The sequence below is a fragment of the Micromonospora andamanensis genome (genome assembly GCF_016863495.1).
GTDB lineage: Bacteria > Actinomycetota > Actinomycetes > Mycobacteriales > Micromonosporaceae > Micromonospora > Micromonospora andamanensis.
This window is the reverse complement of record NZ_BOOZ01000004.1, coordinates 215,393-239,742: the sequence shown is the minus strand read 5'-3', so window position 1 is coordinate 239,742 and position 24,350 is coordinate 215,393. Positions and strand designations below refer to the sequence as shown.

Annotated in this window: 20 protein-coding genes and 1 pseudogene; 7 read left to right on the top strand and 14 right to left on the bottom strand. The window is 72.3% G+C overall.

Going from position 1 to position 24,350, the window contains the following annotated elements:
• The first annotated feature begins 64 nt into the window (after positions 1–64).
• A complete protein-coding gene (locus Van01_RS05945; protein WP_204001476.1) occupies positions 65–916 on the top strand; it encodes an oxygenase MpaB family protein in 852 nt (283 codons plus the stop codon).
• Positions 917–993: 77 nt separating this feature from the next.
• Here the strand turns inward: Van01_RS05945 and Van01_RS05940 are convergent, their stop codons facing one another.
• From Van01_RS05940 to Van01_RS05920, 5 genes are all read right to left on the bottom strand, one after another.
• On the bottom strand, positions 994–2,838 hold the full coding sequence (locus Van01_RS05940) for an IucA/IucC family protein (RefSeq protein WP_373306210.1): 1,845 nt from the start codon (positions 2,836–2,838) through the stop codon (positions 994–996).
• The gene (locus Van01_RS05935; RefSeq protein ID WP_204001472.1) at positions 2,783–3,418 is read right to left on the bottom strand and encodes a GNAT family N-acetyltransferase; all 636 of its coding nucleotides are present in this window, start codon (positions 3,416–3,418) and stop codon (positions 2,783–2,785) included. The genes Van01_RS05940 and Van01_RS05935 overlap by 56 nt, the downstream gene beginning before the upstream one ends.
• On the bottom strand, positions 3,415–4,695 hold the full coding sequence (locus Van01_RS05930; RefSeq protein ID WP_204001469.1) for a lysine N(6)-hydroxylase/L-ornithine N(5)-oxygenase family protein: 1,281 nt from the start codon (positions 4,693–4,695) through the stop codon (positions 3,415–3,417). The genes Van01_RS05935 and Van01_RS05930 overlap by 4 nt, the downstream gene beginning before the upstream one ends.
• A 35-nt stretch (positions 4,696–4,730) precedes the next feature.
• Positions 4,731–6,281, bottom strand: coding sequence for a pyridoxal phosphate-dependent decarboxylase family protein (locus Van01_RS05925; RefSeq protein WP_204001466.1), 1,551 nt, complete (start codon positions 6,279–6,281; stop codon positions 4,731–4,733).
• Positions 6,282–6,426: 145 nt separating this feature from the next.
• Positions 6,427–7,455: an ABC transporter substrate-binding protein gene (locus tag Van01_RS05920; RefSeq protein WP_204001463.1), complete on the bottom strand. Its 1,029-nt coding sequence runs from the start codon at positions 7,453–7,455 to the stop codon at positions 6,427–6,429.
• 225 nt (positions 7,456–7,680) lie between these two features.
• On the opposite strand from Van01_RS05920, the gene Van01_RS05915 reads away from it, so the two are divergent.
• From Van01_RS05915 to Van01_RS05895, 5 genes are all read left to right on the top strand, one after another.
• Positions 7,681–8,637, top strand: coding sequence for a FecCD family ABC transporter permease (locus Van01_RS05915; RefSeq protein WP_239092941.1), 957 nt, complete (start codon positions 7,681–7,683; stop codon positions 8,635–8,637).
• Complete coding sequence (locus tag Van01_RS05910) at positions 8,634–9,656, top strand: FecCD family ABC transporter permease (RefSeq protein ID WP_204001459.1); 1,023 nt, start codon at positions 8,634–8,636, stop codon at positions 9,654–9,656. The genes Van01_RS05915 and Van01_RS05910 overlap by 4 nt, the downstream gene beginning before the upstream one ends.
• A gap of 80 nt (positions 9,657–9,736) precedes the next feature.
• Complete coding sequence (locus Van01_RS05905; RefSeq protein WP_099845871.1) at positions 9,737–10,546, top strand: ABC transporter ATP-binding protein; 810 nt, start codon at positions 9,737–9,739, stop codon at positions 10,544–10,546.
• Positions 10,543–12,582 (top strand): penicillin acylase family protein, encoded by a 2,040-nt coding sequence (locus tag Van01_RS05900; RefSeq protein ID WP_204001456.1) that lies wholly within the window; start codon positions 10,543–10,545, stop codon positions 12,580–12,582. The genes Van01_RS05905 and Van01_RS05900 overlap by 4 nt, the downstream gene beginning before the upstream one ends.
• Positions 12,575–13,123 (top strand): GNAT family N-acetyltransferase, encoded by a 549-nt coding sequence (locus Van01_RS05895; protein WP_204001453.1) that lies wholly within the window; start codon positions 12,575–12,577, stop codon positions 13,121–13,123. Before Van01_RS05900 ends, Van01_RS05895 begins: the two co-directional genes overlap by 8 nt.
• Before the next feature lie 157 nt (positions 13,124–13,280).
• Here Van01_RS05895 and Van01_RS05890 read toward each other — a convergent pair whose 3' ends face one another.
• From Van01_RS05890 to Van01_RS05860, 7 genes are all read right to left on the bottom strand, one after another.
• On the bottom strand, positions 13,281–13,988 hold the full coding sequence (locus Van01_RS05890) for a RibD family protein (RefSeq protein ID WP_239098885.1): 708 nt from the start codon (positions 13,986–13,988) through the stop codon (positions 13,281–13,283).
• Positions 13,985–14,626, bottom strand: coding sequence for a GTP cyclohydrolase II (locus Van01_RS05885; protein ID WP_204001450.1), 642 nt, complete (start codon positions 14,624–14,626; stop codon positions 13,985–13,987). The genes Van01_RS05890 and Van01_RS05885 overlap by 4 nt, the downstream gene beginning before the upstream one ends.
• A gap of 11 nt (positions 14,627–14,637) precedes the next feature.
• Positions 14,638–15,600: a lysylphosphatidylglycerol synthase domain-containing protein gene (locus Van01_RS05880; protein ID WP_204001447.1), complete on the bottom strand. Its 963-nt coding sequence runs from the start codon at positions 15,598–15,600 to the stop codon at positions 14,638–14,640.
• 62 nt (positions 15,601–15,662) lie between these two features.
• On the bottom strand, positions 15,663–16,487 hold the full coding sequence (locus tag Van01_RS05875) for a methyltransferase domain-containing protein (protein WP_204001437.1): 825 nt from the start codon (positions 16,485–16,487) through the stop codon (positions 15,663–15,665).
• A complete protein-coding gene (locus Van01_RS05870) occupies positions 16,484–17,536 on the bottom strand; it encodes a glycosyltransferase family 4 protein (RefSeq protein ID WP_239098884.1) in 1,053 nt (350 codons plus the stop codon). The genes Van01_RS05875 and Van01_RS05870 overlap by 4 nt, the downstream gene beginning before the upstream one ends.
• Complete coding sequence (locus tag Van01_RS05865; RefSeq protein WP_204001435.1) at positions 17,520–17,951, bottom strand: 6-pyruvoyl trahydropterin synthase family protein; 432 nt, start codon at positions 17,949–17,951, stop codon at positions 17,520–17,522. The genes Van01_RS05870 and Van01_RS05865 overlap by 17 nt, the downstream gene beginning before the upstream one ends.
• A gap of 3 nt (positions 17,952–17,954) precedes the next feature.
• Positions 17,955–18,935 (bottom strand): zinc-dependent alcohol dehydrogenase, encoded by a 981-nt coding sequence (locus tag Van01_RS05860; RefSeq protein ID WP_204001433.1) that lies wholly within the window; start codon positions 18,933–18,935, stop codon positions 17,955–17,957.
• Positions 18,936–19,078: 143 nt separating this feature from the next.
• Here Van01_RS05860 and Van01_RS33920 point away from each other — a divergent pair.
• Positions 19,079–21,663: pseudogene (locus Van01_RS33920) on the top strand (CDP-alcohol phosphatidyltransferase family protein).
• Between the two features lie 110 nt (positions 21,664–21,773).
• Here the strand turns inward: Van01_RS33920 and Van01_RS05845 are convergent.
• The gene (locus Van01_RS05845) at positions 21,774–22,817 is read right to left on the bottom strand and encodes a TRM11 family SAM-dependent methyltransferase (protein ID WP_204001429.1); all 1,044 of its coding nucleotides are present in this window, start codon (positions 22,815–22,817) and stop codon (positions 21,774–21,776) included.
• A gap of 128 nt (positions 22,818–22,945) precedes the next feature.
• Entirely contained in the window at positions 22,946–24,127 is a 1,182-nt protein-coding gene (locus tag Van01_RS05840; RefSeq protein ID WP_239098895.1) for a snapalysin family zinc-dependent metalloprotease, read from the bottom strand.
• Between the last annotated feature and the right edge of the window lie 223 nt (positions 24,128–24,350).

The window sequence follows — 24,350 nt, the reverse complement described above, 5'->3', positions numbered from 1 at the left end:
CCGCCGAGCGCCGGCCCGGACCGGCCCGCCAGACCGACAGCCGACATCGTTGGAGGAGCCGCTGTTGCGAGACCGTCACGCCAACCTGGCGCGCATCCGCTCACTCGACCCCGAGCGTGACCACCTGGAGATCTACCAGACGATGCTGCGCCACGAGTTCTGCTGGGACCTGCGGCTCGGGCTCAACCTGGCGTTCAACCGTTCCTTCTCCATTCCGGAGATCGCCGCCGTGCACACCGCCACCGGTGAGCTGACCCAGCGGACCCGTAAGCGCATCGACGACACAGGTCTGTTGATGTACGAGATGGTGCTCAACGGGTTTGACCATCCGCGTGGGCGGGCGGCGCTGCGTCGGGTCAACCAGATCCACCGCCCGTACGGCATCGGCAACGACCACTACCGGTACGTGCTCGGCTGCCTGGTGGTGATCCCGACCCGGTGGATCGACAGGTACGGTTGGCGTCCCACCTGCTGTCACGAGCGGCGCGCCACCCATGCGCTCTACCGGGAGCTGGGCCGCCGGATGGGCATCACCGACATCCCGGAGACCTACCAGGAGTTCGCCTACTGGTTCGACGCCTACGACGCGGCGCACCTGCGGCCCAACGACGACGCGGCGGCCATCGAGCGGGCCACCCGGGAGTTGCTGCTCGGCCGGCTGCCCCGCCCGTTGGCGCCGATCGGCGACGCCCTGGTCGCCGCGCTGTACGACGACCGGCTACGCGCGGCCACCCGGGTCGCCGCTCCGGCCTGGCCGGCGCGGGCCGGGCTGCACGCCGGGCTGCGCATCCGGGCTCGGCTGCTGCGCCACCTCGGCCGGCCCCGCACCGAGCCGCTCTTCGCCGGCCGTGTGATCAACACGAGGACGTACCCCGACGGCTACACCATCGACCAGCTCGGCCCACACCCCGGCTGACCCGCGACCGCCCCGGCGGAGCGCCGTCGACGGTCCCGACCGGTGACGGCCGGCCGGGACCGGGGCGTGCCCGACGGTCAGGACGGTGCGAACCGGGCCAGCGGGTTGGTCAGGGCGCCGACCAGTTGCAGGGCGGCGGAGGGGTCGGCCAGGTCGACCATCTGCTGGTTGTCGCGCAGTTGCAGCCGGTTGAGACAGGACAGTGCGAACTCCGGAGCGAACAGGTCGTAGCGGGCCAGCCGGTCGGCCAGGTGGGGTACCTGGCCGGCGTACTCGGTGGCGCAGCCGGCCACGGTACGCCAGAACTCCTCCTCGCCGATGACACCCTGGTCGGCGAGCGTCGCGCCGAGGAACCGGAAGAAGCAGTCGAAGACGTCAGTGAAGATCGACAGCAGCTTCATGTCCTCCGGGATGTCGGCCCGGATCCGCTCCACCGCCGGCGGCAGCGGCGCCTCCGCGCTCATCACCACGATCTCCTCGGCGATGTCCTTGAAGATCGCCCGCTCGACGAACCCGTCGCGGAGCACCAGGATGACGTTCTCACCGTGCGGCATGAACGCCAGGTCGTAGGCGTAGAAGGCGTGCAGCAGCGGGGTCAGGTAGGCGTTCAGGTACCGGCGCAGCCAGGCTGCCGGCGCCAGGCCGGAAGCGGCGATCAGCTCGGCGGCGAAGGACCGCCCGTCGCTGTCGACGTGCAACAGCGACGCCATGGTGGCCAGTCGCTGGCCCGGAGCCAGGTCAGGCACCGGACTCTCCCGCCAGAGCGCGGCAAGCATCTTGCGGTACGGCGAGTAGCGGTCGGTGGCGGCCTCGTACTGACGGTGCCGGTAGCCGACGGCGGCCCGCTCCCGGATGATCGTCAGCCCGGTCGCCCGGAACACCTGGTCGCGGTCGATCAGGTCGGCAAGCCAGTCGTTGATGGCCGGGGTGGCCGCCATGTACGCGGCCGACAGGCCCCGCATGAAGCCCATGTTCAGCACCGACAGCGCGGTCTTGACGTAGTGCCGCTCGGGATGGCTGACGTTGAAGAAGGTGCGGATGGACTGCTGGGCGAGGTACTCGTCGGGGCCCTCACCGAGGCAGACCAGCCGGCGACGCGCCACCTCGCCGGCGAAGGTGACCGACAGCTTGTTCCACCACTGCCAGGGGTGCACCGGGATGAGGTGGTAGTCGGCGAGGTCCAGGCCCAGTTCGGTCATGGTCCCGGCGAACCGGGCGAGGGTCGCCTCGCCGAGTTCGGTGCGCAGCAGCGTCTGCTGGTCCAGGTCGGCGGCGCTGGTGAAGGTGGCGTGGTCGCGGTGGGCGGCGAGCCAGATCAGCCGTACCGGTTGGGCGGCCTCGGGGGCGTACCTGTGGTACTCGTCGACGCCGAAGCCGAGCCGGCCGTTGTTGGCCACGAAGCAGGGATGCCCCTCGGTCATCGACGTCTCGATGGTCTGGAAGTCGGCCTCGACAAGTTTCGCCGCGCTGGGCAGCGCCCGGTCCAGCTTGTACGCGATGCCGGCGAGGGTGGAGCTGATCTCCTCGAGGTAGACCGGCAGGATGCGGTCGGTGAGGCCGAGGGCGTCACGCAGGTCGAGGCAGAGGTCGACGGCGTCCAGCGGCAGCGGCTCGCCGTCGCGGTGCCGGGTGATGCTCGCCGGGTCGATGTCCCAGTGCTCCAGAGTCAGCATCCGGGCCGCGAACCGGTACCGAACCGCGCCGGAGGCGGCGGTGACGGCGTACCACCGGCGGCCGGTACGGTCGGCGGCTGGGCCGTCCGGCTCGGGGGTGAGCAGGCGCTCGTGGGTGAATTCGGCGAGCGCCTTGCGCACCAGCAGGCGGTTGGCCCGCTCCCAGGTCTCCGGGCGCAGGTGGGCGACCGGGTCACGAGTGGTCAAGGTGATGCTCCTTCGCTTCGGTGCCGGCCGCGACGGCGGCATCGGTGGCGGGTTCGGTGCCGGGTTCGGTGGCGGCCAGGAACCGCTGCCGGGTGCAGATGCTCAGCAGGGCGGTCTTCTCCGGTTTGGTGATCGGTCCGATCACCTCGAAGCCGACAGCCGCGTTGAGCGCGTGCACTGCGGTGTTGCGCACGTCCGGCTCGACCACCACCCGCTCGCTGGCGGGGTCGGCGAAGAGCCAGGCCATCACCGTGGTGATGACGGCCCGGGTGAAGCCGGCGACAGGGGTGTCGGTGGGCGCGCAGAGAAAGTGCATCCCCACGTCACCGGGCCGCGCGTCGTGCAGGCCCACCAGTTCGACGTGTGCCGGGTCGTACCGTTCGGCCAGGAACGCCGGCTCGCCGCGCCACAGGCCGAGGTACGCCTCGTGGTGCGGATGCTCGGCGATGCGCTGGTACTCGACGGCCACGGCGTCGACGTCGGCGTCCTGCATCAGCCAGAACGCCGCCTTGGGATGGGCCACCCACCGGTGCAGCAGCGGCGCGTCGGCAGCCACGTCGAGCGTACGCAGGGCGAACTCGCCGAGTCGCCGATCGTGCCGGGTGTACGCGAACTGGCTCACCCGGTCACCCCGAAGTCCTGGAAGGTGATCGACTTCTCGATGGGGTACGGCTCGCGACCGAGCAGCTCCCGGATGATCCAACTGTTGCGGTACGGGCCCATGCCGAGATCGGGCGAGGTGATGCTGTGCGTGTGGGTGCCGCCGTTCTGGAGGAACACGCCACGTCCTGTGGTGTCCACGCTGTAGTTGCGGGCGACGTCGAGCCGGCCGTGGTCGTCGAAGCGCAGCAGGTGCCGGATCGGCTCCAGGAACGCCGGCACCTCGTACCGGTACCCGGTGGCCAGCACCAGCCCCTCGGTGTCCACTGTGAAGTCGCGTTCCTGCTCGACGTGGCGCAGCCGGAGGGTGTGCACGCCGGTGCTCTCGTCGTGGGTCACCTCGGTCAGCTCGGTGTTCGTCAGCAGCCGGGTGTTCACCGGGCCGTTGACGCTTGAGGCGTAGAGCAGGTCGTAGATGTCGTTGACCAGGTCGGCGGAGATCCCCTTGAACAGCCCTTTCTGCTCGGCCTCCAGCCGGTACCGGGTGGGCTCTGGCAGCGCGCGGAAGTAGTCCACGTAGTCCGGCGAGGTCATCTCCAGGGTGAGCTTTGTGTACTCCAGCGGGAAGAAGCGAGGCGAGCGGGTCACCCAGTTCAGCTGGTAGCCGTGGGTGCCGATGTCGCCGAGCAGGTCGTGGTAGATCTCGGCGGCGCTCTGCCCACTACCGACGATGGTGATGCTCCGCTTGGCCCGCAACGCGTCCCGGTGTTCCAGGTACCGCGAGTTGTGCACCGCGTCGGAGGTCAGGCCGGCGCAGGCGTCCGGCAGGTGGGGCGGGGTGCCGGTGCCGAGCACCAGGTGCCGGGCCCGGTGGGTGACGGTGTCGCCGTCGACGGTGGCGGTCACCACGTACCGTTCGTCGGCCGGGTCGTACTCGACGGTGGTGACCTGGTGCCCGAACCGCACGTTGGGCAGCTTGGCGGCGGCCCAGCGGCAGTACGCGTCGTACTCCACCCGCAGTGGGAAGAAGCTCTCCCGGATGTAGAAGGGGTAGAGCCGGCCGATCTCCTTGAGATAGCTGAGGAAGGAGAACGGCGAGGTGGGGTCGGCGAGGGTGACCAGGTCGGCCAGGAACGGCGTCTGCAACCGGGACGACTCCAGCAGCATGCCGGGATGCCAGGAGACGTCGTCACGGGCCTCCAGGAAGAGGCCGTCGAGGTCGGCGATGGGGGCGGTCAGGCAGGCCAGGCCGAGGTTGTACGGGCCGAGGCCGATCCCGATGAAGTCGTGGTTGGACATCCGGCCCTCCAGGCTCGGGTTCGCGGGTGGCATGGTCAGCCGACCGGGCAGGTCAGGTCGGCGGCGGCCGTTCCCGCGTGTTCGTGCACGTACCGGCCGGCGTGCTCGGCGATCAGATCCAGCACGTAGGCGACGTCGTCGGCGGTGGTGGCCGGGTTGAGGACTGTGAACTTGAGGTACTGCCGGCTGTCGACCCGGGTGCCGGCGACCACGGCGAGACCGGAGGCAGCCAGCGCCTCGCGGGCCCGCAGGTTCGCCGCGTCGGCCAGTTCCCGGCCCGGTCCGGTGGGTCGCCAGCGGAACACCACGGTGCTCAGCTGCGAGCGGGTCAGCACCTCGAAGCGCGGGTCGGCGGCGACCAGCTGCCACGCCTGGGTGGCCCGGTCGCAGACCTCGTCGAAGAGCTCACCCACGGCGTCGGGCCCCATCACCCGCAGGGTCAGCCAGAGCTTGAGCGCGTCGAACCGGCGGGTGGTCTGCAGGCTCTTGTCGACCTGGTTGGGGATGCGCTGGGCCACCATCCGGGCCGGGTTGAGGTAGTCGGCGTGCCAGGTGGCGTGCCGCAGGGTCCGCCGGTCGCGGACCACGAGCGCGCTGGAGCTGACCGGCTGGAAGAACGACTTGTGGTAGTCGACGGTGACCGAGTCGGCGCGTTCGATGCCGTCGAGCAGGTGCCTGCGGGTCGGCGAGACCAGCAGCCCGCAGCCGTACGCGGCGTCGACGTGCAGCCACACACCGGCCGTGGCGCACACCTCGGCGATCTCGTCGAGTGGGTCGATGGTGCCGAAGTCGGTGGTGCCGGCGGTGGCCACCACAGCCATGACGGTCAGGCCGGCCCGCCGGCAGCGGGCGATCTCGTGCCGGACCGCGCCGGGACGCATCCGCCGGTCGGGGCCGGTCTCCACCACCACCACCGCGTCCGGTGCCAGGCCAAGCAGCTTGGCCGCCTTCTGCACGCTGAAGTGACCTGCCGCCGAGGCGATGATCCGAAGCTGGGGCAGCATGATCCGCCGGTCGGCGGGCGTCGCGGCGGCCAGCGCCTCCTCTCGGGCCAGCAGCAGCGCGTGCAGGTTGGACTGGGTGCCGCCGCTGGTGAACACCCCGTCGGCGGCCGGGCCGAGGCCGATCCGGTCGGCGGTCCACTCGATGAGCCGACGTTCGATCAGAGTGCCGCCGGCGCTCTGGTCCCAGGTGTCCATCGAGGAGTTCACCGCGCTGAGGACGGCCTCACCGAGCAGCGCCGGGATCACCACCGGGCAGTTGAGGTGGGCCAGGTAGCGCGGGTGATGGAACCAGACGGCGTCGCGCAGGTAGACGTCCTCCAGTTCGTCGAGCGCGGCGGTGGTGTCGCCCAGCGGCCGGTCCAGGTCGATCGCCTCCACCTGCGGGGCGAGTTCGTCCGGCCGTACGCCGGTGAAGGGTCCGGTCGCCTCGGCCACCCGACGGGCCACCCGGTCGGTGCCGGCGGCCACCGCGCGGCGGTACTGCTCGACTGTCTCGGCGCTGAGCACGTGCGCCCGGGCTGGTGTCGCCCTGGGCTGCGGGTGGGTCGGCGTTGCCTCGGCGGTGTGCACCGGCAGGGTCATGGACGTGTCCTCCACGCTCGGCGGTTCGGTTTTCGGGCAGCCGGAACCCGCCGCACGACAGGTGGGCGGCGGGCACTGCGGTTCTGGGAGGGCGGTGGCGGGGCGGCCGGCGCGGTGGTCGACCGCGGCCGGCCACCCGGCGACGTCAGGTGAGCTTCTTCGCTCCCTGGATCGCCTTGGCGAGGTTCTCCAGCAGCGGAGCCGCGCCGGCGTACGAGAAGCGGGGCACCGCGTCCCACGGGGTGACCTGCCCGGCCTGCACGGCGGGCAGTTGCTTCCAGGTGGGCTTGGCGGCCAGGTCGGTGGGTTGCAGGGCGGTGCTGCGGTTGTCGAGCAGGATCAGGTCAGCCGGGAACTTGCCGGTGTTCTCCCAGCTGAGCGCCTCGAAGTAGTCGCCGGCTTCCAGCTTGGTCGGCACCACGATGTCGACGCCGAGTTCGGCGAAATACATCAGGTCGGTGCTGACCTTGGGGTTGGAGACGTAGAACAGGTCGGGGCTGCCGGAGGCGGCCATCACCTTGATGCCCGGGTTGGCCGCGACGGCCTGGCGCACCGCCTCGGCGGCGGCCTCGAACCGGGCCTTGGCGTCGGTGACCTTCGGTGCCGACAGGTCGGCGCCGAGGGACTCGGCGAGTTGGGCGTACCGCTCGATCGGCTTGGTCATCGGCACCCGGGCGGTGGTGATGGTCACCACCGGTGCCAGCGGCAGGATCTTGTCCTTGCTCTCGTCCGGGACGTACCAGTAGGCGCCCGGGTCGTACATGTGGGTGACCAGCAGCTCCGGACGCAGGGCCGCGTACTTCTCGACGCTGAACTCGCCCCAGACGTTGCCGAGGATCTCCACGCTCTCCACGTCCAGGTCGCCGGCCTGCGGCTCGACGCTGCCGTCGGCCTTCTTCGTCTCGCCGAACACGCCTACCACCTCGCGGCTGAGTCCGAAGTCGACCAGGGCCGCAGCGGAGCCGGTGAAGGCGACCATCCGCTCGGGTCGGGCGTCGGCGGTGACCTCCTCGGGGCGGTCGTCGGTGAACGACCAGGGACCGGAGGCGTTATCGGTGCTGGCTCCGGCGTTGTCGTCACGGCCACAGCCGACGAGTGCGGCGGCCACGGCGGCACCGCCGACGGCGAGCAGCCCCCGGCGGGAGAGGCGACGGGGGGCGAGGTGCTCAGACATTCGTGTCGTCTTTCGATCAGGGTCTCGGACCATGGACAGCCGGGGGTTAGGCTAACCTAACCTAACTTCCTGCCTAGACTCGACTCCTGTCAAGTCCCGACGGCGTTTCGCACCACACTGGAGTTCACACTGTCCGTCATCGAGTCGCCACCCTGTGAGACGCCGACCCGGTCGACCGCACCACCCCGGCAGCGCCGTACCGCCCTGCGTGCCAGCGGTCTCCTCATGGCCGCGCTTACCCTGCTCACTGTCGCGGTGCTCAGCATGGCCGTGGGCGCCAAGCCGATCCCCCCCGGCGAGGTCTGGCACGCCCTGACCGACCGCGACGCCGCCGAGTACGCGGTGGTGCGGGAGCTGCGGCTGCCCCGTACGCTGCTCGGGCTCGTGGCCGGCGCCGCGCTCGGGGTGGCCGGCGCGGCGATGCAGGCACTGACCCGTAATCCGCTCGCCGACCCCGGGCTGCTCGGCATCAATTCCGGGGCGGCCGCCGCAATCGCCACCGCCACCGCCCTGTTCGGCCTCGGTGGCGGCACCGGCCAGGTGTGGTTCGCCCTGCTCGGCGCCGCCGTCGTGACCGTCGGGGTGTACGCCGTCGGGGGTGGGCGTACGGCCACCCCGGCCCGGCTGGCCCTGGCCGGCGCGGCGCTCAACGCGGCGCTGTACTCGTACGTCAGCGCGGTGATGCTGCTCGACGCGGCCGGCCTGGAACGGCTGCGCTTCTGGACCGTCGGGTCACTGGCCAGTGCCGACACCGGCACCGTGCTGCGGGTGCTGCCGTTCATCGCCGTCGGGCTGGTTGTCGCGCTTGCCGCCGCCCGCCCGCTCAACGCGCTCGCCCTCGGCGACGACGCGGCGCAGGCCCTGGGTGCCCGCCCCGCCGTGACCCGGGCCGCTGTGATCATCGCCATCACGCTGCTCTGCGGGGCCGCCACCGCCGCCTGCGGCCCGATCGTCTTCGTCGGGCTGCTCGTGCCGCACCTGGTCCGCGCCCTCACCGGTCCCGACCTGCGCTGGCTGCTGCCCTACTGCGCGCTGCTCGCCCCGGTGCTGCTGCTCGGCTCCGACGTGCTCGGCCGGGTCCTCGGCCGCCCCGGCGAACTCCAGGTGGGTCTGATCACCGCGGTGGTCGGCGGCCCGCTGTTCCTGGCCCTGGTGCTCAGGACGAGGACGGCCCGCTCATGATCGTGATCCGCACTCCCGGCCGGCTCTCGGTCCGGCTGCAGCCACGCGTCCTCGCCGTCGGCACGGTCTGCCTGCTGCTCACCCTCGCCGTCGGCGTGCTTGCCGTCGGACACGGTGAGTATCCGATGTCGCCGACCGACGTCCTCCGCACGCTGACCGGCGGCGGCAGCCCCGCCGAGGAGTTCATCGTCACCCAGTTGCGGTTGCCCCGACTGGCCACCGGCCTGGCCGTGGGCACCGCGCTCGGCCTGGCCGGGGCGGTCTTTCAGTCACTGGTCCGCAACCCGCTGGGCAGCCCGGACGTGCTCGGCTTCACCCAGGGCTCGGCCACCGGTGCGCTCGTCGTGGTCGCCGTCGGCGGTGGCAGCGCCGTCCTCGCCGGCGCCGCGGCCCTCGGCGGCATTGTCACCGGCCTGCTCATCTACCTGATCGCGTGGCGGCGCGGCGTACACGGCTACCGGCTGGTGCTGGTCGGCATCGGTGTGTCGGCGATCCTCACCGGCGTCAACGGCTACCTGATGACCCGGGTACCGCTGATGAGCGCCTCCCGGGCGATGCTCTGGCTCACCGGCAGCCTCGACGGTCGCGGCTGGTCCGACGCGGTGCCGCTGCTGGCCGCCCTCGCGGTGCTGATGCCGGCGCTGCTCGCCTGCGCTCCGGCGCTGCGGATGACCGAGCTGGGCGACGACGCCGCCAGCGGGCTGGGCGTGCGCGTGCAGCGGACCCGGATGCTGCTGCTCGCCGGGGCCGTGCTGCTGGTGGCCCTGTCCGCGGCCGCCGCCGGCCCGGTGCCGTTCGTCGCGCTCACCGCCCCGCACCTGGCCCGACGGCTCACCCGGTCACCGGGAGTCACCCTGCTGCCGGCGGCGGTCATCGGCGCGCTGATCACCGTTCTCGCCGATCAGGTCGCGCTGCGAGCCCTCCCCGGCCAACTCCCGGTCGGCGTGGTGACCGGCGTGATCGGCGGCGGCTACCTGGTATGGCTGCTGGCCACCGAGCGCCGGGCAGGTCGGCTGTGACGAGACCGACAGGTCGCCCGACCGACGACGACCCCGCCGGCCGGCCGGCGGCACCCTCGAACGAGAACGGAGCAACAAGCATGTCGACCTCCCGGCTGGGTGGCAGCGGACTACGTCTCGCCTACGACCGGCGGGTCGTCGCCGAGGACCTGACCGTCGCCGTGCCCGACCGCTCCTTCACGGTCATCATCGGCCCGAACGCGTGCGGCAAGTCCACCCTGCTGCGGGCGCTGTCGCGACTGCTGAAGCCGACAGTCGGGGCGGTACTGCTCGACGGCGCCGACATCCGTCGGCTGCCCGCCCGAGCCGTGGCCCGGACGCTCGGGCTGCTGCCCCAGTCGCCGACCGCTCCCGACGGCATCGGGGTGGCCGAGCTGGTGGCCCGGGGCCGGTACCCGCACCAGGGGCTGCTGCGGCAGTGGTCCCCCGACGACGAGCGGATCGTCGCCGAGTCGATGGCGGCCACCGGGGTCGACGACCTCGGTGACCGGCTGGTGGACGAACTCTCCGGCGGCCAGCGTCAGCGGGTCTGGCTGGCCATGGCGTTGGCCCAGCAGACACCCCTGCTGCTGCTTGACGAACCGACCACCTACCTCGACATCGCCCACCAGATCGAGGTCCTCGACCTGTGTGCCCGCCTGCACGAGGAGCAGGGCCGCACGCTCGTCGCGGTGCTGCACGACCTCAACCACGCCGCCCGCTACGCCACCCACCTGATCGCGATGCGCGACGGGCGGGTGGTGGCGGCCGGCGAGCCACGCCGGATCGTCACCGCCGAACTGGTCGAGGAGGTGTTCGGCCTGCCGTGCCGGGTCATCGAGGACCCGGAGACCGGTACTCCGCTCGTGGTGCCGGCGGCCCGCGCCCGAGTCGGTACGGTGGCGCGGTGAGCACCCGCCGCTACCGCGACGGCTACGGCATCCCGCACCTGCGCGCCGACGACCACCTCTCGCTCGCCCACGCCCAGGGCCGGGTCACCGCCCTGGACCGGGCCTGGCAGCTCGAGGTGGAACGGCACCGGTCCCAGGGCACCTCCGCGGCGTTCCTCGGCGTCGAGGCGGTGGCCTGGGACAGCTTCGCCCGCCGGGCGCGGCTCGACGACACCGCGCGACGCTGCCACGCCGCCCTCGACCCGGCCACCGCGCAGTGGGTGGGCAGCTACGTGGACGGGGTCAACGCCACGCTGGCCGCCGGTGCGGCGCGGGCCCCGGAGTTCGCCGCCACCGGCCTGCGACCGGGCCGCTGGCAACCGTGGACGCCGCTCGCGCTCTGGCTCGGCCACCACGTGCTCTTCGCCGGCTTCGGCACCAAACTCTGGCGCGACCAGGTGGCTCGTCGGCTCGGCCCGCAGGCGGTCGGTCTGTTCGCCGTCGACAGCCACGTCACCTCAGGCAGCAACGGCTGGCTGCTCACCGCCGACCGCACCGCCACCGGCGGTGCCCTGATCGCCGGTGATCCGCACCGGTTCATCGAGGCGCCCGGCATCTACCAGCAGATCCGCCTGGCCTGCCCGGAGTACGACGTGTTCGGCTTCGCCGTGCCCGGCGTTCCGGGCATCCCGCACTTCGGCCATGCCGGTGAGGTCGCCTGGGCGATCACCAACGCGATGGCCGACTACCAGGACGGTTACGCCGAACGGCTGCGCCGCCGGGGCGACCGGGTCGAGGCGTACGGGCCGGACGGGTGGCGGCCCGCCCACCGGCACGTCGAGACGGTCGAGGTGGCCGGTGCCGAGCCGGTCGAGGTCGAGGTGATCGAGACCGAGCGGGGGCCGCTGGTGTCCGGTGGGCCGGACGACGACCCGGCCGTCACGGTCAGCCTGCGCTATCCGCCCCGCGTCCTCGGTGAGCTGGGCTTCAACGTCCTGCCGGCGCTGCTGCGGGCACGCAGCGTCGACGACGTCGACGACGCGCTGGACGGCTGGGTCGAGCCGGTGAACGTGGTCCTCGCGGCCGACACCGCAGGCGGGCTGCTGCACCGGGTGGCCGGCCGGGTGCCGCGCCGGCACCCCGACAACGGACTGCGGATGGTCCCCGGCTGGGAGGCCGCCCACGCCTGGCAGGGCTGGCACCCGATGCCGAAGGCACCTGTCGACCAGGTGGCGGTGATGGCGAACGACCGGGGCATCTCCGCCGGGCTCGGGGTGGAGTTCGCGCCGCCGTACCGGGCCGACCGGATCCGGCAGCTGCTGGACGGGGCCACCGACTGGCACGCCGACCAACAGGCGACGGTGCACACCGACACCTACTCTGCCGCCGCCGGGCCGCTGCTGGATCTGGTCGCCGGGCTGGACGGGCTCGACGGACCCGCGGCTGGGCTGCGGGAACGTCTGCTGGCCTGGGACCGCCGGATGGCCGCCGACAGCGTCGACGCCGCCGCCTTCGCCGAGCTGCGGGCCGCCGTGACCCGCCGGCTGGCCGACCACCCCGCGCTGGCGGCACTGGCCGAACCACCCACCCATCCGGAGGTGTTCCGGCCCTGGCTGGCCCTGCTGCCCCGGGTCGGGTACGCGATGACCCCGCTGCTGCACGCGGACCTGCCCGGCCTGGACCGGTCCGACCTGCTGCGCGAGGCCCTGGCGGAGGTGGCCGCCGGCGACACCCGTCGCTGGGGCGAGCGGCACCGGCTCCTGCCGTGGCGGGCACTGCCCGACCCGGCCGCGCCGCCGGGGCCGGAACTCTCCGGTGACCACGACTGCGTGCTGGCCACCTCAAGCGTCCCCGGGGTGACCGACAGGTGCCTGCGCGGACCGACGGCCCGCTACGTGTGGGACCTGGCCCGGCGGGAGGACAGCCGCTGGGTGGTGCCGCTCGGCGCAACCGGGGCCGGGCCGCACCGCGACGACCAGCTACCGCTGTGGGTGGACGGCGACCTGATCACGGTGACCTGTGCCTGGGACCGGCTGACCGAGGAGCACGATGACTGACCGGCACCACTACGAGCGGCACCTGCCCCGGTTCGGGGTGGTCACCTTCCGGCCTGTCGACCCCGACACCGACGCCGACGTGATCCACTCCTGGGTACGCCAGGAACGGGCCCGGTTCTGGGGCATGCGCGACGCCGACCGGGACCGGGTCGCCGAGATCTACAGGTACGTGGACTCGCTGTCCACTCATCACGCGTACCTCACGCTGCGCGACGGCGAGCCGGTGGCGCTGTTCCAGACCTACGAACCGGAGCACGACCCGGTCGGCGAGTGCTACCCGGTACGCCCCGGCGACCACGGCGGTCACCTGCTGATCGGCACACCGGTGCGGGCCGAGCCGGGCTTCACCGGCGCGCTGCTCGACGAGTTCGTCGCCTTCGTCTTCACCGACCCCCGCCGGCTGCGGCTGGTGATGGAGCCTGACGCCCGCAACGACAAGGCGATCGCCCGGCTGCGCCGGGCCGGCTTCGTCGACGGCCCGTTCGTGGACCTGCCCGACAAGCGTGCCCTCCTGATGTTCCTCGACCGCCCCTCGGGTTAGCCCGACATGCGGCAGGTTGCGCCGTCCCGCCTCCCGGAGACCGCGTGATGCGGCAGAGCGCGTTCTCCGGCCTCCCGGACACCCTGAGTTGCGGCATGTCGCGCCCCGCCGCCGCACGGGAGACCGGGAGATACCGCAGCCGGCGACGTCAGGTGCCCTACGCCGGTTCGCAACGCTCGGACAGGGCGTAGCGGGTCAGCACCACGTCACCGATCTGGCGTGCCTCCACCACCTGCGCCCGGCGGCCCGGGTGCCACGGGAAGTGGCCCTCGCCGACGAACCGGGGCGCCCGACGGTCGCCCACGAAGAACGGGGCCACCACCAGGTGCAGTTCGTCGGCGAGTCCTGCGGCGAGGAACTGGCCGTGCATCACCGCGCCGCCCTCGACGAGCAGTCGGCCCACCCCCCGCTCGGCGAGGTCGGTGAGCATTCGCGCCAGGTCGACCGGGTCACCGGCGTCGACAACTGTGGCCAGCTCGCCCAGCCGGTGCCGGGTCTTCTCCACCGCACCGCTGGCGCTGTAGACGATCCGGTCCGTGTCGCCGACGGTGAAGAGCCGGGCTTCCGGGTCCAGGTCGCCGCAGGCGGTCATGGTCACCCGGGTCGGTGAGGCCGGCAGGCCACGGGCCACCCGTTCGGCCCGACGCCGTTCGCAGCGCACCAGCAGGCGGGGATCGTCGCGGCGGACGGTGCCGGCACCGACCAGGATCGCGTCACAGCCCGCCCGGACCTCGTCCACCCGGTCGAGGTCCGCGTCGTTGGACAGCAGCAGCCGCTCGTCGGTGGCATCGTCGATGTAGCCGTCTATCGAGGTGGCGCAGCTGAGCAGCACGTAGGGCCGCGCCACCCCGGGCGGGCCGGTCACCGGACGCAGGGGAGGTCGGCGGCGCGGGCCGCGCGGCTGGCCTTCGCCGCGAGGTAGTCGGCGTTGGCCGGGGACAGGAACACACCCGTGGGCACCTGCTCGGTCACCGTGATCCCGAGCCGGCCCAGCTGCTCGGTCTTCTCCGGGTTGTTGCTCAGCACCGCGATCGGCCCGACGCCGAGCGCGGCGAGCATCTGCGCGGCCACCGTGTAGTCGCGCTCGTCCTCGGCGTGACCGAGCGCCACGTTGGCCTCGAAGGTGTCCAGCCCCGCGTCCTGCAACGCGTACGCGTCGAGCTTGGCGTACAACCCGATGCCCCGGCCCTCCTGGCGCAGGTAGAGCAGGTAGCCGCCGACGTCGGCGATCCGCTGCACCGCCTCGCGCAGCTGCGGCCCGCAGTCGCAGCGCTGGCTGCCGAACACGTCGCCGGTGAGGCATTCGCTGTGCGGGCGGACCAGCGGCACGTCACCGCCGCGTTCCGCCGCACTCGTGTCACCGAGGGCGAAGGCGAGGTGCTCCCGGCCGTCGATCAGCCCGTCGAAGGTGAACAGCCGGGCCGTGGTGGTGTAGCCGTCGGGGAACCGCAGCGGCACGGTGACCTGCGTCCGGATGGTGGCGACAGGCAGTGATTCGGACATGGGTCTCCTCGTCAGACGGTGGCGGGTACACGGACACGTCGGGCCATTAGCACGGCGGCTCCGGGCAGGCTCGCGACGAGCACCAGAGCGCCGTACACCGTCGCGGTGGCCACCCCCTCGGCGGCGGTCAGGCCGGCGGCGGCGAACGCCCACGCGGCCACCCCCTCGCGGGGGCCGAACCCGGCGACGTTCGCCGGTACCCCCATCGCGAGCAGGGCAAGCAGGGTCAGCGGCAGCAGCAGGCTCAACGGGGCCGTGGAGCCCGCCGTGCGCGCCGCCACCAGGAACGTCGCGAGGTGCCCGGCGACCGCCAGCGCGGAGGCGAGCAGCACCCCGGCCCAGGTGCGCCGAGCGAGCAGCCCGAGACGGACGTCGGAGACGGCGGTACCCAGCGCGCGAGCCCACCGGGAGGCCCCCGACTGCGGCAGCAGTCGGGCCGCCAGCAGCACGGCGACCAGCACCGCCACCGCCACGGCGGTCGCCACCGGCAGGAACGGACGCACCGGCGACGGGAAGGCGAACAGCAGCACCACGGCGACCACTACCAGCACCACCTGCCCGGCCATCCGCTCCCACACCACGGCCCGGATGCCGCGACCGACATCACCTACCTCACGGCCGTGACGTACCGCACGGTGCACGTCGCCGAGGATCCCACCGGGCAGCGTCGCGTTGAGGAAGATCGCCCGGTAGCAGTGCGCGACCGCCTCCCGCAGTGGCAGGCGTACGCCGAGGCCACCCGCGACGAGGCTCCAGCGCCAGGCGGCGCAGACCGTGGTGAGGACACCTATGGCGAGCGCGGCGGCCAGCGCGGGCGCGTCGATCAGCCGTAGCCCGGCCAGGAACGGTCCGGTGCCGAGCCAGCAGAGCAACCCCACGAGGACGGCCAGGCCCAGTAGCAGTCGGGCCCAGCCCCAGAACGACCGGCCCACCGGGGTCGCCGTGGGCACGGCGCTGCCAGCTTCATCCCCCACTCGTGCCTCCCCGGCATGGCGATCTTCCCTGACTGTACGCACGTACCTGGTGGGCTGCCGGTTCAACGGGGCAGCGCCAGCAGGTCGACGTGACCGACAAGTACCCCGAGGCGACCGGTTTCAGCCGCCGCCAGCCGACGCCGGGCGTACTCGTCGCTAAGGGCGGTCAGCGCAGGGCGTTCCTCGCGGGCCGCGTCGAGCCATCCGGTGAACCACTCCGCCGCCAGGGCGGCCTGGTCCGGACCGAGCTGCCACGGGCTGGGCCGCAGTTGCACCGCCACCCCGTGCCGGGCGAAGGCGGCGGCGCAGGCGTCGACGGCGTCCGGCCCGAGCAGCCGGCGGCCGTTGACGGTACGGCGCTGGTGGGCGTTGAAGGCGGCGGCGACCTGGTCGTCCAGCGGGTCGGCCGGGGTCAACCGCACGGCGCCGGTCACGGAGATCAGGAACAGGGCCGGGCACCCGGCTCCGGCGCAGGCGGCTACCAGCCTGTCGAGTTCCTCGCCGGTCAGCATGTCGAGCAGGGCGGAGGCGGTGACCAGGGCGGCGTCGGCCAGCTCGGCGGCGGTCAGCCGGGTCAGATCGCCCTGGCGCGTCTCGACGGTCACCGGTGCGCCGTCGGCGGCGGTGGCGGGCATGCCGGCACGGGCCCGGGCCAGCAGGTCGGGGTCCTGGTCGTGCAGGATCCAGTGCTGCGCGCCGGGCAGCAGCGGGGCCAGCCAGCGAGCCAGCGAGCCGGTCCCGGCACCGAGATCGTGCACCACCCGAGGTCCGTGGCCGGGCAGCGCCGCCCGCAGCGTGTCGACAAGTTCCGTGGACCGGGCCGCCACATCTGCGGGTTCCCGCAGCGCGAGCCACCGCGCGAAATCGGGCGGGAGATCGATGCTCATGCCGACGCCTCCTTCAGGGCCATGGTGATCTGGGCGACGGTGCCGTTCCAGTCGGACAGGGTGTCCCGTCGCTGCGCCGCGGCGTGTCGCAGCTGCTCGCGCAGGGCCACGTCGTCGAGCCACCGGCGCAGCGCGGTGGCCAGGGCGGTCGGGTCGTCGGGCGGCACCAGCAGGCCCGGCCGGTCGCCGGCCGTCGTACGGCCGAGGGTGTCGGGCAGTCCACCGACGGCCGTGGCGAGCACCGGTACGCCACGCGCCAACGCTTCGGTCACCACCATCCCGTACGTCTCACCGCGTGAGGGGTGCACCAGCAGGTCAGCGGCGGCGTACGCGGCGGCGAGCCGGTCACCGGCCAACGGCCCGGCCAGTCGGATCCGGTCGCCCAGCCGTCCGACGGTGATCCGCTCCCGTAGCCGGTCGACGAACTGCGGCTCCCGGTGCAGCGGGCCGACGCAGGTCAACGTCCAGGAGCTGTCGGCAAGCGAGGTCAGCGCCTCGACAAGCACGTCGTGGCCCTTGTGCCGGGCGACCGCCGCGACGCAGAGCAGCGCCGAACCGCTCGCCGTTCCGGGTACCAGGGGCGCCGGGTCGACCCCCGGCGGGGCCACGTGCACCCGTTCGGCCGGCAGCGCGTACCGCCGCAGCAGCGCGTCGCGGGTCCAGGTGCTGGTGGCGACCACCGCGGTGACCGCCGCCAGCGCCCGGGCCTCCTCGTCGTCCTCCCGGGGCAGGTGCACCAGCGCGACCAGGCGTAACCGCCCGGCGTGCGCGGCGAGCACGTCCGGCACCACCGACGCGACCAGGCCGTCGACGAGCACCAGTGCGGTTTCCGGCAGTCCGGCCAGCACCCGGGCCAGCGCGGCCCGCGCCGCCGGGGACGGTCGCGGCCAGTCCCCGGGTACGCCATGTTCGCGGACCGACCAGCCGGCGGCGGCGAGCCCGGCGCAGATCCGCCGGTCGTAGCCGTTGCCGCCGCTTGGTGACGCCGGGTCGTCGATGTCGCCCGGCAGGATCACGTGCAGGGTCGGCACGTCAGGCGGTGCCCTCACCGGCGGCGGTCGAGCCCGGCAGCGCCCGTTCGTAGCTGGCCCAGGCCACGTGCGACTCGTGCAGGGTGACGGTGATCCCGGTCAGGCCCCGGGCGCCGACGCCGAGCTGGCCGGCGCGTACCCGGTCGGCGAGCCGGTCGGCGATGGTGCGGGCCAGCACCTCGGTGGTGGTGTTCACCCCGGCGAAGGCGGGCTCGTCGTCGAGGTTGCGGTAGTTCAGCTCGCCGAGCACCGCCTTGAGCTGGTCGGTGGCCAGCCCGATGTCGACCACGATGCCGTCGTCGTCCAGGTCGGGGCGGCGGAAGGTGGCGTCGACGACGAACGTCGCGCCGTGCAGCCGCTGGGCGGGGCCGAAGACCTGCCCCCGGAAGCTGTGGGCGATCATGATGTGGTCACGGACGGTCACGCTGAACACGGTTCACTCCCCGTCGTAGGTGATGAGGTGGCACAACGCGGGCAGGTCGCCCCCGCTGAGTCGGGCGAGCACGTCGGGCAGTTCCGCGAACGGTGACCGCCCGGTGATCAGCGTGTCGAACGCCGGATCGGCGAGCAGGTCCAGGGCGAGGGCCATCCGGTCGGCGTAGCTGCGACTGCCACGTCGCGCCGGAGCGACCATGCCGACCTGGCTGCTGCGGATGGATAGCCGTCCGGAGTGGAACGCACCACCGAGGGACAGCTGCACCTGCCGGTCGCCGTACCAGCTCAGTTCCAGCAGGGTGCCCTCCGGAGCGAGCAGGTCCAGGCCACGTTGCAGGCCGGCGGCGCTGGCGCTGGCGTGCACCACCAGGTCACGGCCGTCAGCGGCGGTCTCGGGGGTGGCGAAGTCGACGCCCAACGCGGCGGCCACCTCGGCGCGGGTCGGGTCAGTGTCGACAAGCTCCACCCGGACGCCGGGGAAGCGGGCCAGCAGCGCGGTCACGGCGCACCCGACCATGCCACCCCCGACGACAGTGACCCGGTCACCGACCAGGGGCGGGGCGTCCCACAACGCGTTGACCGCGGTCTCCACCGTGCCGGCCAGCACCGCGCGGGCCGCCGGCACCTCCGCCGGTACGACGGTCACCGCCGCCGCCGGCACCACGTACGCGCTCTGGTGCGGGTGCAGGCAGAACACGGTACGCCCGCGCAGGTCGGCCGGGCCCTGCTCGACCTCGCCGACGCTGAGGTAGCCGTACTTGACCGGGGCCGGGAAGTCTCCCTCCTGGAACGGGGCGCGCATCGCCGCGTACTGGCTGGCGGGCACACCACCGGTGAAGACGAGCGTCTCGGTGCCCCGGCTGACCCCGGAGTAGCGGCTGCGTACCAGGACCTCGTCGGTGCCCGGTTCCGGCAGCGCCACCGGGCGGATCTCCCCCACGCCGGGAGCCCGGAGCCAGAAGGCGAGGGCGGATCGCGTCACCGGTTTTTCTCCTTACCTGCGTCCGGACCGAACCGATCCGTCGTATTTTCCGTAGTTCCCAGTCAGGGGTCGTCGATCATAAACACGGAGGCACGGTGTCCACAGTTCGAACCGGTCCGCAAATCGGGCTCATCGTCCAGATCATGCTGCTGGCGGGGGTCGCCGCGACTGTCGGTCTCGGTGTCGCGGGCTGGCTGGCCGGGCTCGCGTACGGTGTCGTGACCTGCCTGGCGCTGGTACGTGGCCTGCGTCACGCGGGCACGGACCGGCTGGGACCCGCCGACTGGGTGACGATGGGTCGTGGGCTGCTGGTCGGGGCGGTGACCGCGCTGATCGCCGACGCGCTGACCGGCGGTCGCCCCGCGCCGGTGGCGGTGCTGGTGGCGATGACGGCGGTGGCGCTGGCCCTCGACGCGGTCGACGGCAAGGTGGCCCGCCGCACCGGGACCACGAGCGCCCTCGGCGCCCGGTTCGACATGGAGGTCGACTCGTTCCTGGTGCTGATGCTGAGCCTCTACGTCGCCCCGTCGGTCGGGGTCTGGGTGCTCGCCATCGGCCTGATGCGCTACGTCTTCCTGGCCGCCGGCTGGGTGCTGCCCTGGATGGACGCGCAGCTGCCGCCCCGGTACTGGCGTAAGGTGGTCGCCGCGGTCCAGGGGATCATGCTCGCGGTCGCCGCCTCCCAGGTGCTGCCCGGGATGCTGACGACAGTCGTACTTGTCGCCGCGTTGGGCATGCTCGTCGAGTCGTTCGGGCGCGACGTCAGTTGGCTGTGGCGGCACCGGGCGGTCCGGACCGTGCCGGCCCTGGTGGTGCCGGCGGTGCCGACCGTACCGACTGTCACGATCGGCGTGCGGCGGGTCGATCGGGTCGACGAGCGTGACCTGTCCACCGCACCCGTCCTGTCGCTGCGCTGACCCGGGAGACCCAGTTGTCGATAGTCGACCCGGCGGCCACGCCACGCCCGGACGAGAACCCGAACACCGCCACGGACCCGCGCGGTCACCACGTCGAGGCGGCCCCGACCGAGGCGGTCGACGCACGCGACACCGGGGCGATGGACGTGCGCGGGGCCGGAGGGGATGACGCCGCGTCCCGGCCGGTGGCGGTCACCCCTCGGCGGCGGATCGTCGCTCGGGTGGTCACCACGCTCGCGGCCGTGCTGGTGCTTGTCACGTTCACCCTGCCCAACCGGCCGTGGCAGCTGGAACCCGGCGCGTTCCTGCGGATCCCGCTGGAGGCGCTGCTGCTGGCCGCGCTGCTGCTCGCGCTGCCCGGTCGACCCCGCCGGGTGGTGGCCGCGCTGGCCGGTGGACTGCTCGGGCTGGTCGCCGTGGTGAAGGTCGGTGACCTGGGTTTCTACTCCTCGCTGGGTCGCCCGTTCGACCTGGTGCTGGACTGGTCGCTGCTGGACGAGGCGTTCACCTTCGTGGCCGAGTCGATCGGTCGGCCGGGCGCGATCGCCATCGCCCTCGGGGTCGGGCTACTGCTGTTGGCCGTGCCGCTGCTGACCGCCCTGTCCACGGTGCGGCTGTCCGGGCTGCTCACGCGGCACCGGACCGGCAGCACGCGGGCGGTGGCCACGCTTGTGGTGGTCTGGGCGGTGCTGGCCGCCTTCGGGGTGCGGATCGTGCCCGCCATGCCGCTGGCCGACACCAATGCCACAATCCTCGTGCAGGAGCACGCCGCCGAGGTCCGGGACCGGCTGTACGACCGCCAGGTGTTCGCCGACGAGGTGGGCGTGGACCCGTTCCGCGACGTGCCCGCCGACCAGTTGCTCACCGGGCTACGCGACAAGAACGTCATCATCGCCTTCGTGGAGAGCTACGGCCGCGACGCGGTCACCGACGCCGAGTTCGCCGCCATCCCCCGGATGCTCGACGAGAGCGCCGGTCGGCTGGCCACGGCCGGCTTCGCCACCCGCAGTGGCTTCCTCACCTCGCCGACAATCGGCGGCGCGAGCTGGTTGGCGCACGCCACCCTGCTGTCCGGTCTCTGGGTCGACAACAACCAGCGCTACCGCAACCTGCTCGCCACCGATCGGTTCACCCTCGGTGACGCCTTCCAGCGCGCCTCCTGGCGTACGGTCGGGGTCATGCCGGCGGTGAACCAGGCCTGGCCGGAGGGCGCGTTCTACGGCTACGAGCAGTTCTACAGCGGCCCCGACCTGGACTACCAGGGCCCCAAGTTCGCCTTCGCGCCGATGCCTGACCAGTTCGCCATCCACCGCTTCCACGAGCGGGAGCTGGCCGGACCTAGGGACCGTCCGGTCATGGCCGAGCTGGCCCTGGTCTCCAGCCACTCCCCCTGGACCAAGGTGCCGTCGCTCGTCGACTGGGACACCATCGACGACGGCGAGGTGTTCCGACGGGGCATCATCGGTACGCCCACCGCGCAGGCCCGTACCGGCTACCGGCACTCGATCAGCTACACACTTCGTACCCTCATCTCCTACGTGGAGACGTACGGCGACGACGACACCGTGCTGGTCTTCGTCGGTGACCACCAGCCGGCGCCGGTGGTCACCGGCGAGAACCCGAGCCACGACGTACCGATCCATATCGTGACCAGGGACCAGGCGGTGCTCCAACGCACAAACGACTGGGGCTGGCAGGACGGCCTGACCCCGGACCCGAACGCCCCGGTCTGGCCGATGAACGAGTTCCGCGACCGCTTCCTCACCGCCTTCGGCCCCACCGGTTCCCGCCCCCAAGCCCAACCCCGCTAAACCCACCCGCCTTGCTGCGTTGATCATGAGGTTAGCGGCAGTTTAGAGATCGACATCGCCGTCAACCTCATGATCAACGCGGCAAGGCGGGTGGGGTGGGGGTAAGGGGGTTAGTGGGGTTTGTGGGCCACCAGGACGTCGCGGACTATGGACTGGTCGACGCGGTGGGAGAGGGTGCGCCAGGGGCCGGTGTCGAGGACGGTGAGACCGGCCGCGGCCAGGCACTCGGCGGCGGCCTCGCGGCGGGCGACGTTCGTGTTCCACGAGATGCCCAGCGCGCCACCGGGGCGCAGCACCCGCGCCCACCCCGGCGCGGCGGCGTTGAGCAGGGCGAGCGGGTCGCGGGCCAGTCCGTTCTCGGCGGTACGGCTGCCGTGCTGCACGCCGTACGGCGCGTCGGCCACCACCACGTCCATGGTCTCCGGGCGGAAGAACTCGCCGATCCGGGTGGTGTCGGCGTTGACCATGTCCACCGACTGCACGTCGCCGGCCTTGTGGGCCTCCTTCGAGGCGGCCAGTTCCACCCGCAACCGCCGGCCGACCACCTTGCGTTCCCGGCGGATCGGACCGGACTCCAACACCCGGTGCTTGATCCGCTTGCGCTTGAGCCAGGTGCTCAGGAACGTCTGGTACGCCTCGAAGTCCTTGCTGTCGCGGTCGAGCCCGGCGGCGTCGAAGCCGTACATCATCGCCTGGTTGAGCGTGGTGCCCCGGCCACACAACGGGTCGAGCACCCGGAATCGCCGGGTCAGCAGGTCGCCGGCTCCGTCCGAGGCGAGCAGCGTGAGGTTGAGCAGCAACTTGGTGAACTGCTCGTTCGTCTTGCCGGGGTACTTCTGGATGGTGAGCAGGTCGTCGTCGAAGCGGTCCAGTCGGGTCAACGGCACGGGTCGTAGCAGGTCACCGACGAACTCGAAGATCGCGTACGCGCTGGAGAGGTTGCCCAGCAGCGCGGCGTCCTGCTCGCTCAGGCCGCCGGCGGCGTCGAACGTGATGTAACGCGCCCCGCCGATCGTCGTCGTCGCCACGTCACCGATCCGCCCGCCGAGCACCGCGTCGCCGAAGATCTCCAGCTCCGCCCGCGTCAGCTCCACCGCCGCCCCCGAGTAAACCCGGTTACTCGACGGCAGACTCAACACCCCATATCTCGCCACGACCGACCACTATCCCACCCCACCACCCCGCCCCCGCACACCCCTTGCCGATCATGCAGTTGTGGCACCCGGAATGCCCGGTCAGGGGCATTCGTGAGGTGCCACAACTGCATGATCGGCGGGAGCTGTCAGGCGGGGAGGCCGCCGACCTGGGTGTTGATCCAGGAGCGGATCGAGGGCAGGTCGCCGTAGATGGACGGGCCGGTGGCGCAGGTGGAGTTGTTGTTGCCGGCCCGGCTGGTCGCGCCGATCAGGTTCCACACGCCGTTGATCCGGCGCACCTGCGGGCCGCCGGAGTCGCCGTAGCAGGCACCGGCGTTGCCGTTGGTGTTGTTGGTGCAGATCTCGTACGGACCGTTGATCCCGCTGCACCGGCTGTCGGCCACGATCGAGGTGTCCAGCTCGTGCGCCACTGTCGGCGCGGAGCCGCAGCCGCGGGGTGCGCAGGTCTGACCCCAACCGATGATCCGAGTTGCCGTGCCGACGGCGCCGGAGGTGGTCGGGATCGGCGCGGGCGCGTGGCTGACCGAGCTGGAGAGCTGGAACAGCTTGACGTCGATGCTCGGGTGGTTGACCGCCCGGCTCACCCCGACGACAGTGCCGCCGCTGGTGCGGTTGGTGCTGCCCACCCGGACCGACGACGGGGTCGGGCAGTGCTTCGCGGTGACCATCCAGTTGGCCTTGATCAGGGTACCGGTGCAGCCGGAGGTGTAGACCAGCCACGAGTAGTTCTCGGTGGCTGGCCGGCCATTGACCACGAGGATCCCGACGCCGGTGTCCTCGGTCCAGGTGAACGTGCCGGCCGCGGCAGACGCGCTCACGCTGCCGGCGAAGAGCTGGTTGACCCGGCTCGCCTCGGCGGCGCTGGGGTAGGCGTTGGTGCAGGAGACCGGGGCGCTGCTGCCGGACATGAGGTCGGAGCAGAGCCCGGTGCGACGGTCGGGCAGACCGAGGATGTGACCGAACTCGTGGGTCGCGATCCGGGTACGGTGATAGCCCTGGTTCACCGCCTGCCAGCCCATCCAGATCCGGCCGGAGCCGAGCCCGGTGACCTGCGCCCGGGGCCAGCCACTGTCGACGTAGATGGTGACGTTCGCCGGCGTGCCGGGCACCAGCCGCACGTTGCTGACCCGGCTGTTCCAGATCTGTGCGGCCTGGTCGAAGTTGGTGCGGAACTCGCCGGCCCGGCTGGCGTCGTAGTAGACGGTCCGCGCCGCCGAGGCGCCGGTGGCGGTGGCCACCTGGAGCCCCGTCGCCGCCAGCACCGCCGCCAACGCGGCGGTGGCCGCGCGCAGCAGTTGTCGTCGCATCATCACGCACTCCCCTGCGGACTGAGCGGCGCGCCGACACGCCGCTATCGATGTGCGTGAATATTAGTTGTCACCCGACGTTCGTCGTCATCGCGAAAGCGTCATACCGCCCGCCGCTGTTACCCGCGCGTTACGCCACGGTGAAGCCACTGTGGCGGGCCGGCCCGACTGTGGATCCGACCAGCACACACCCGCCCGCGCGGTACGTCGCGGCGGGACGGAA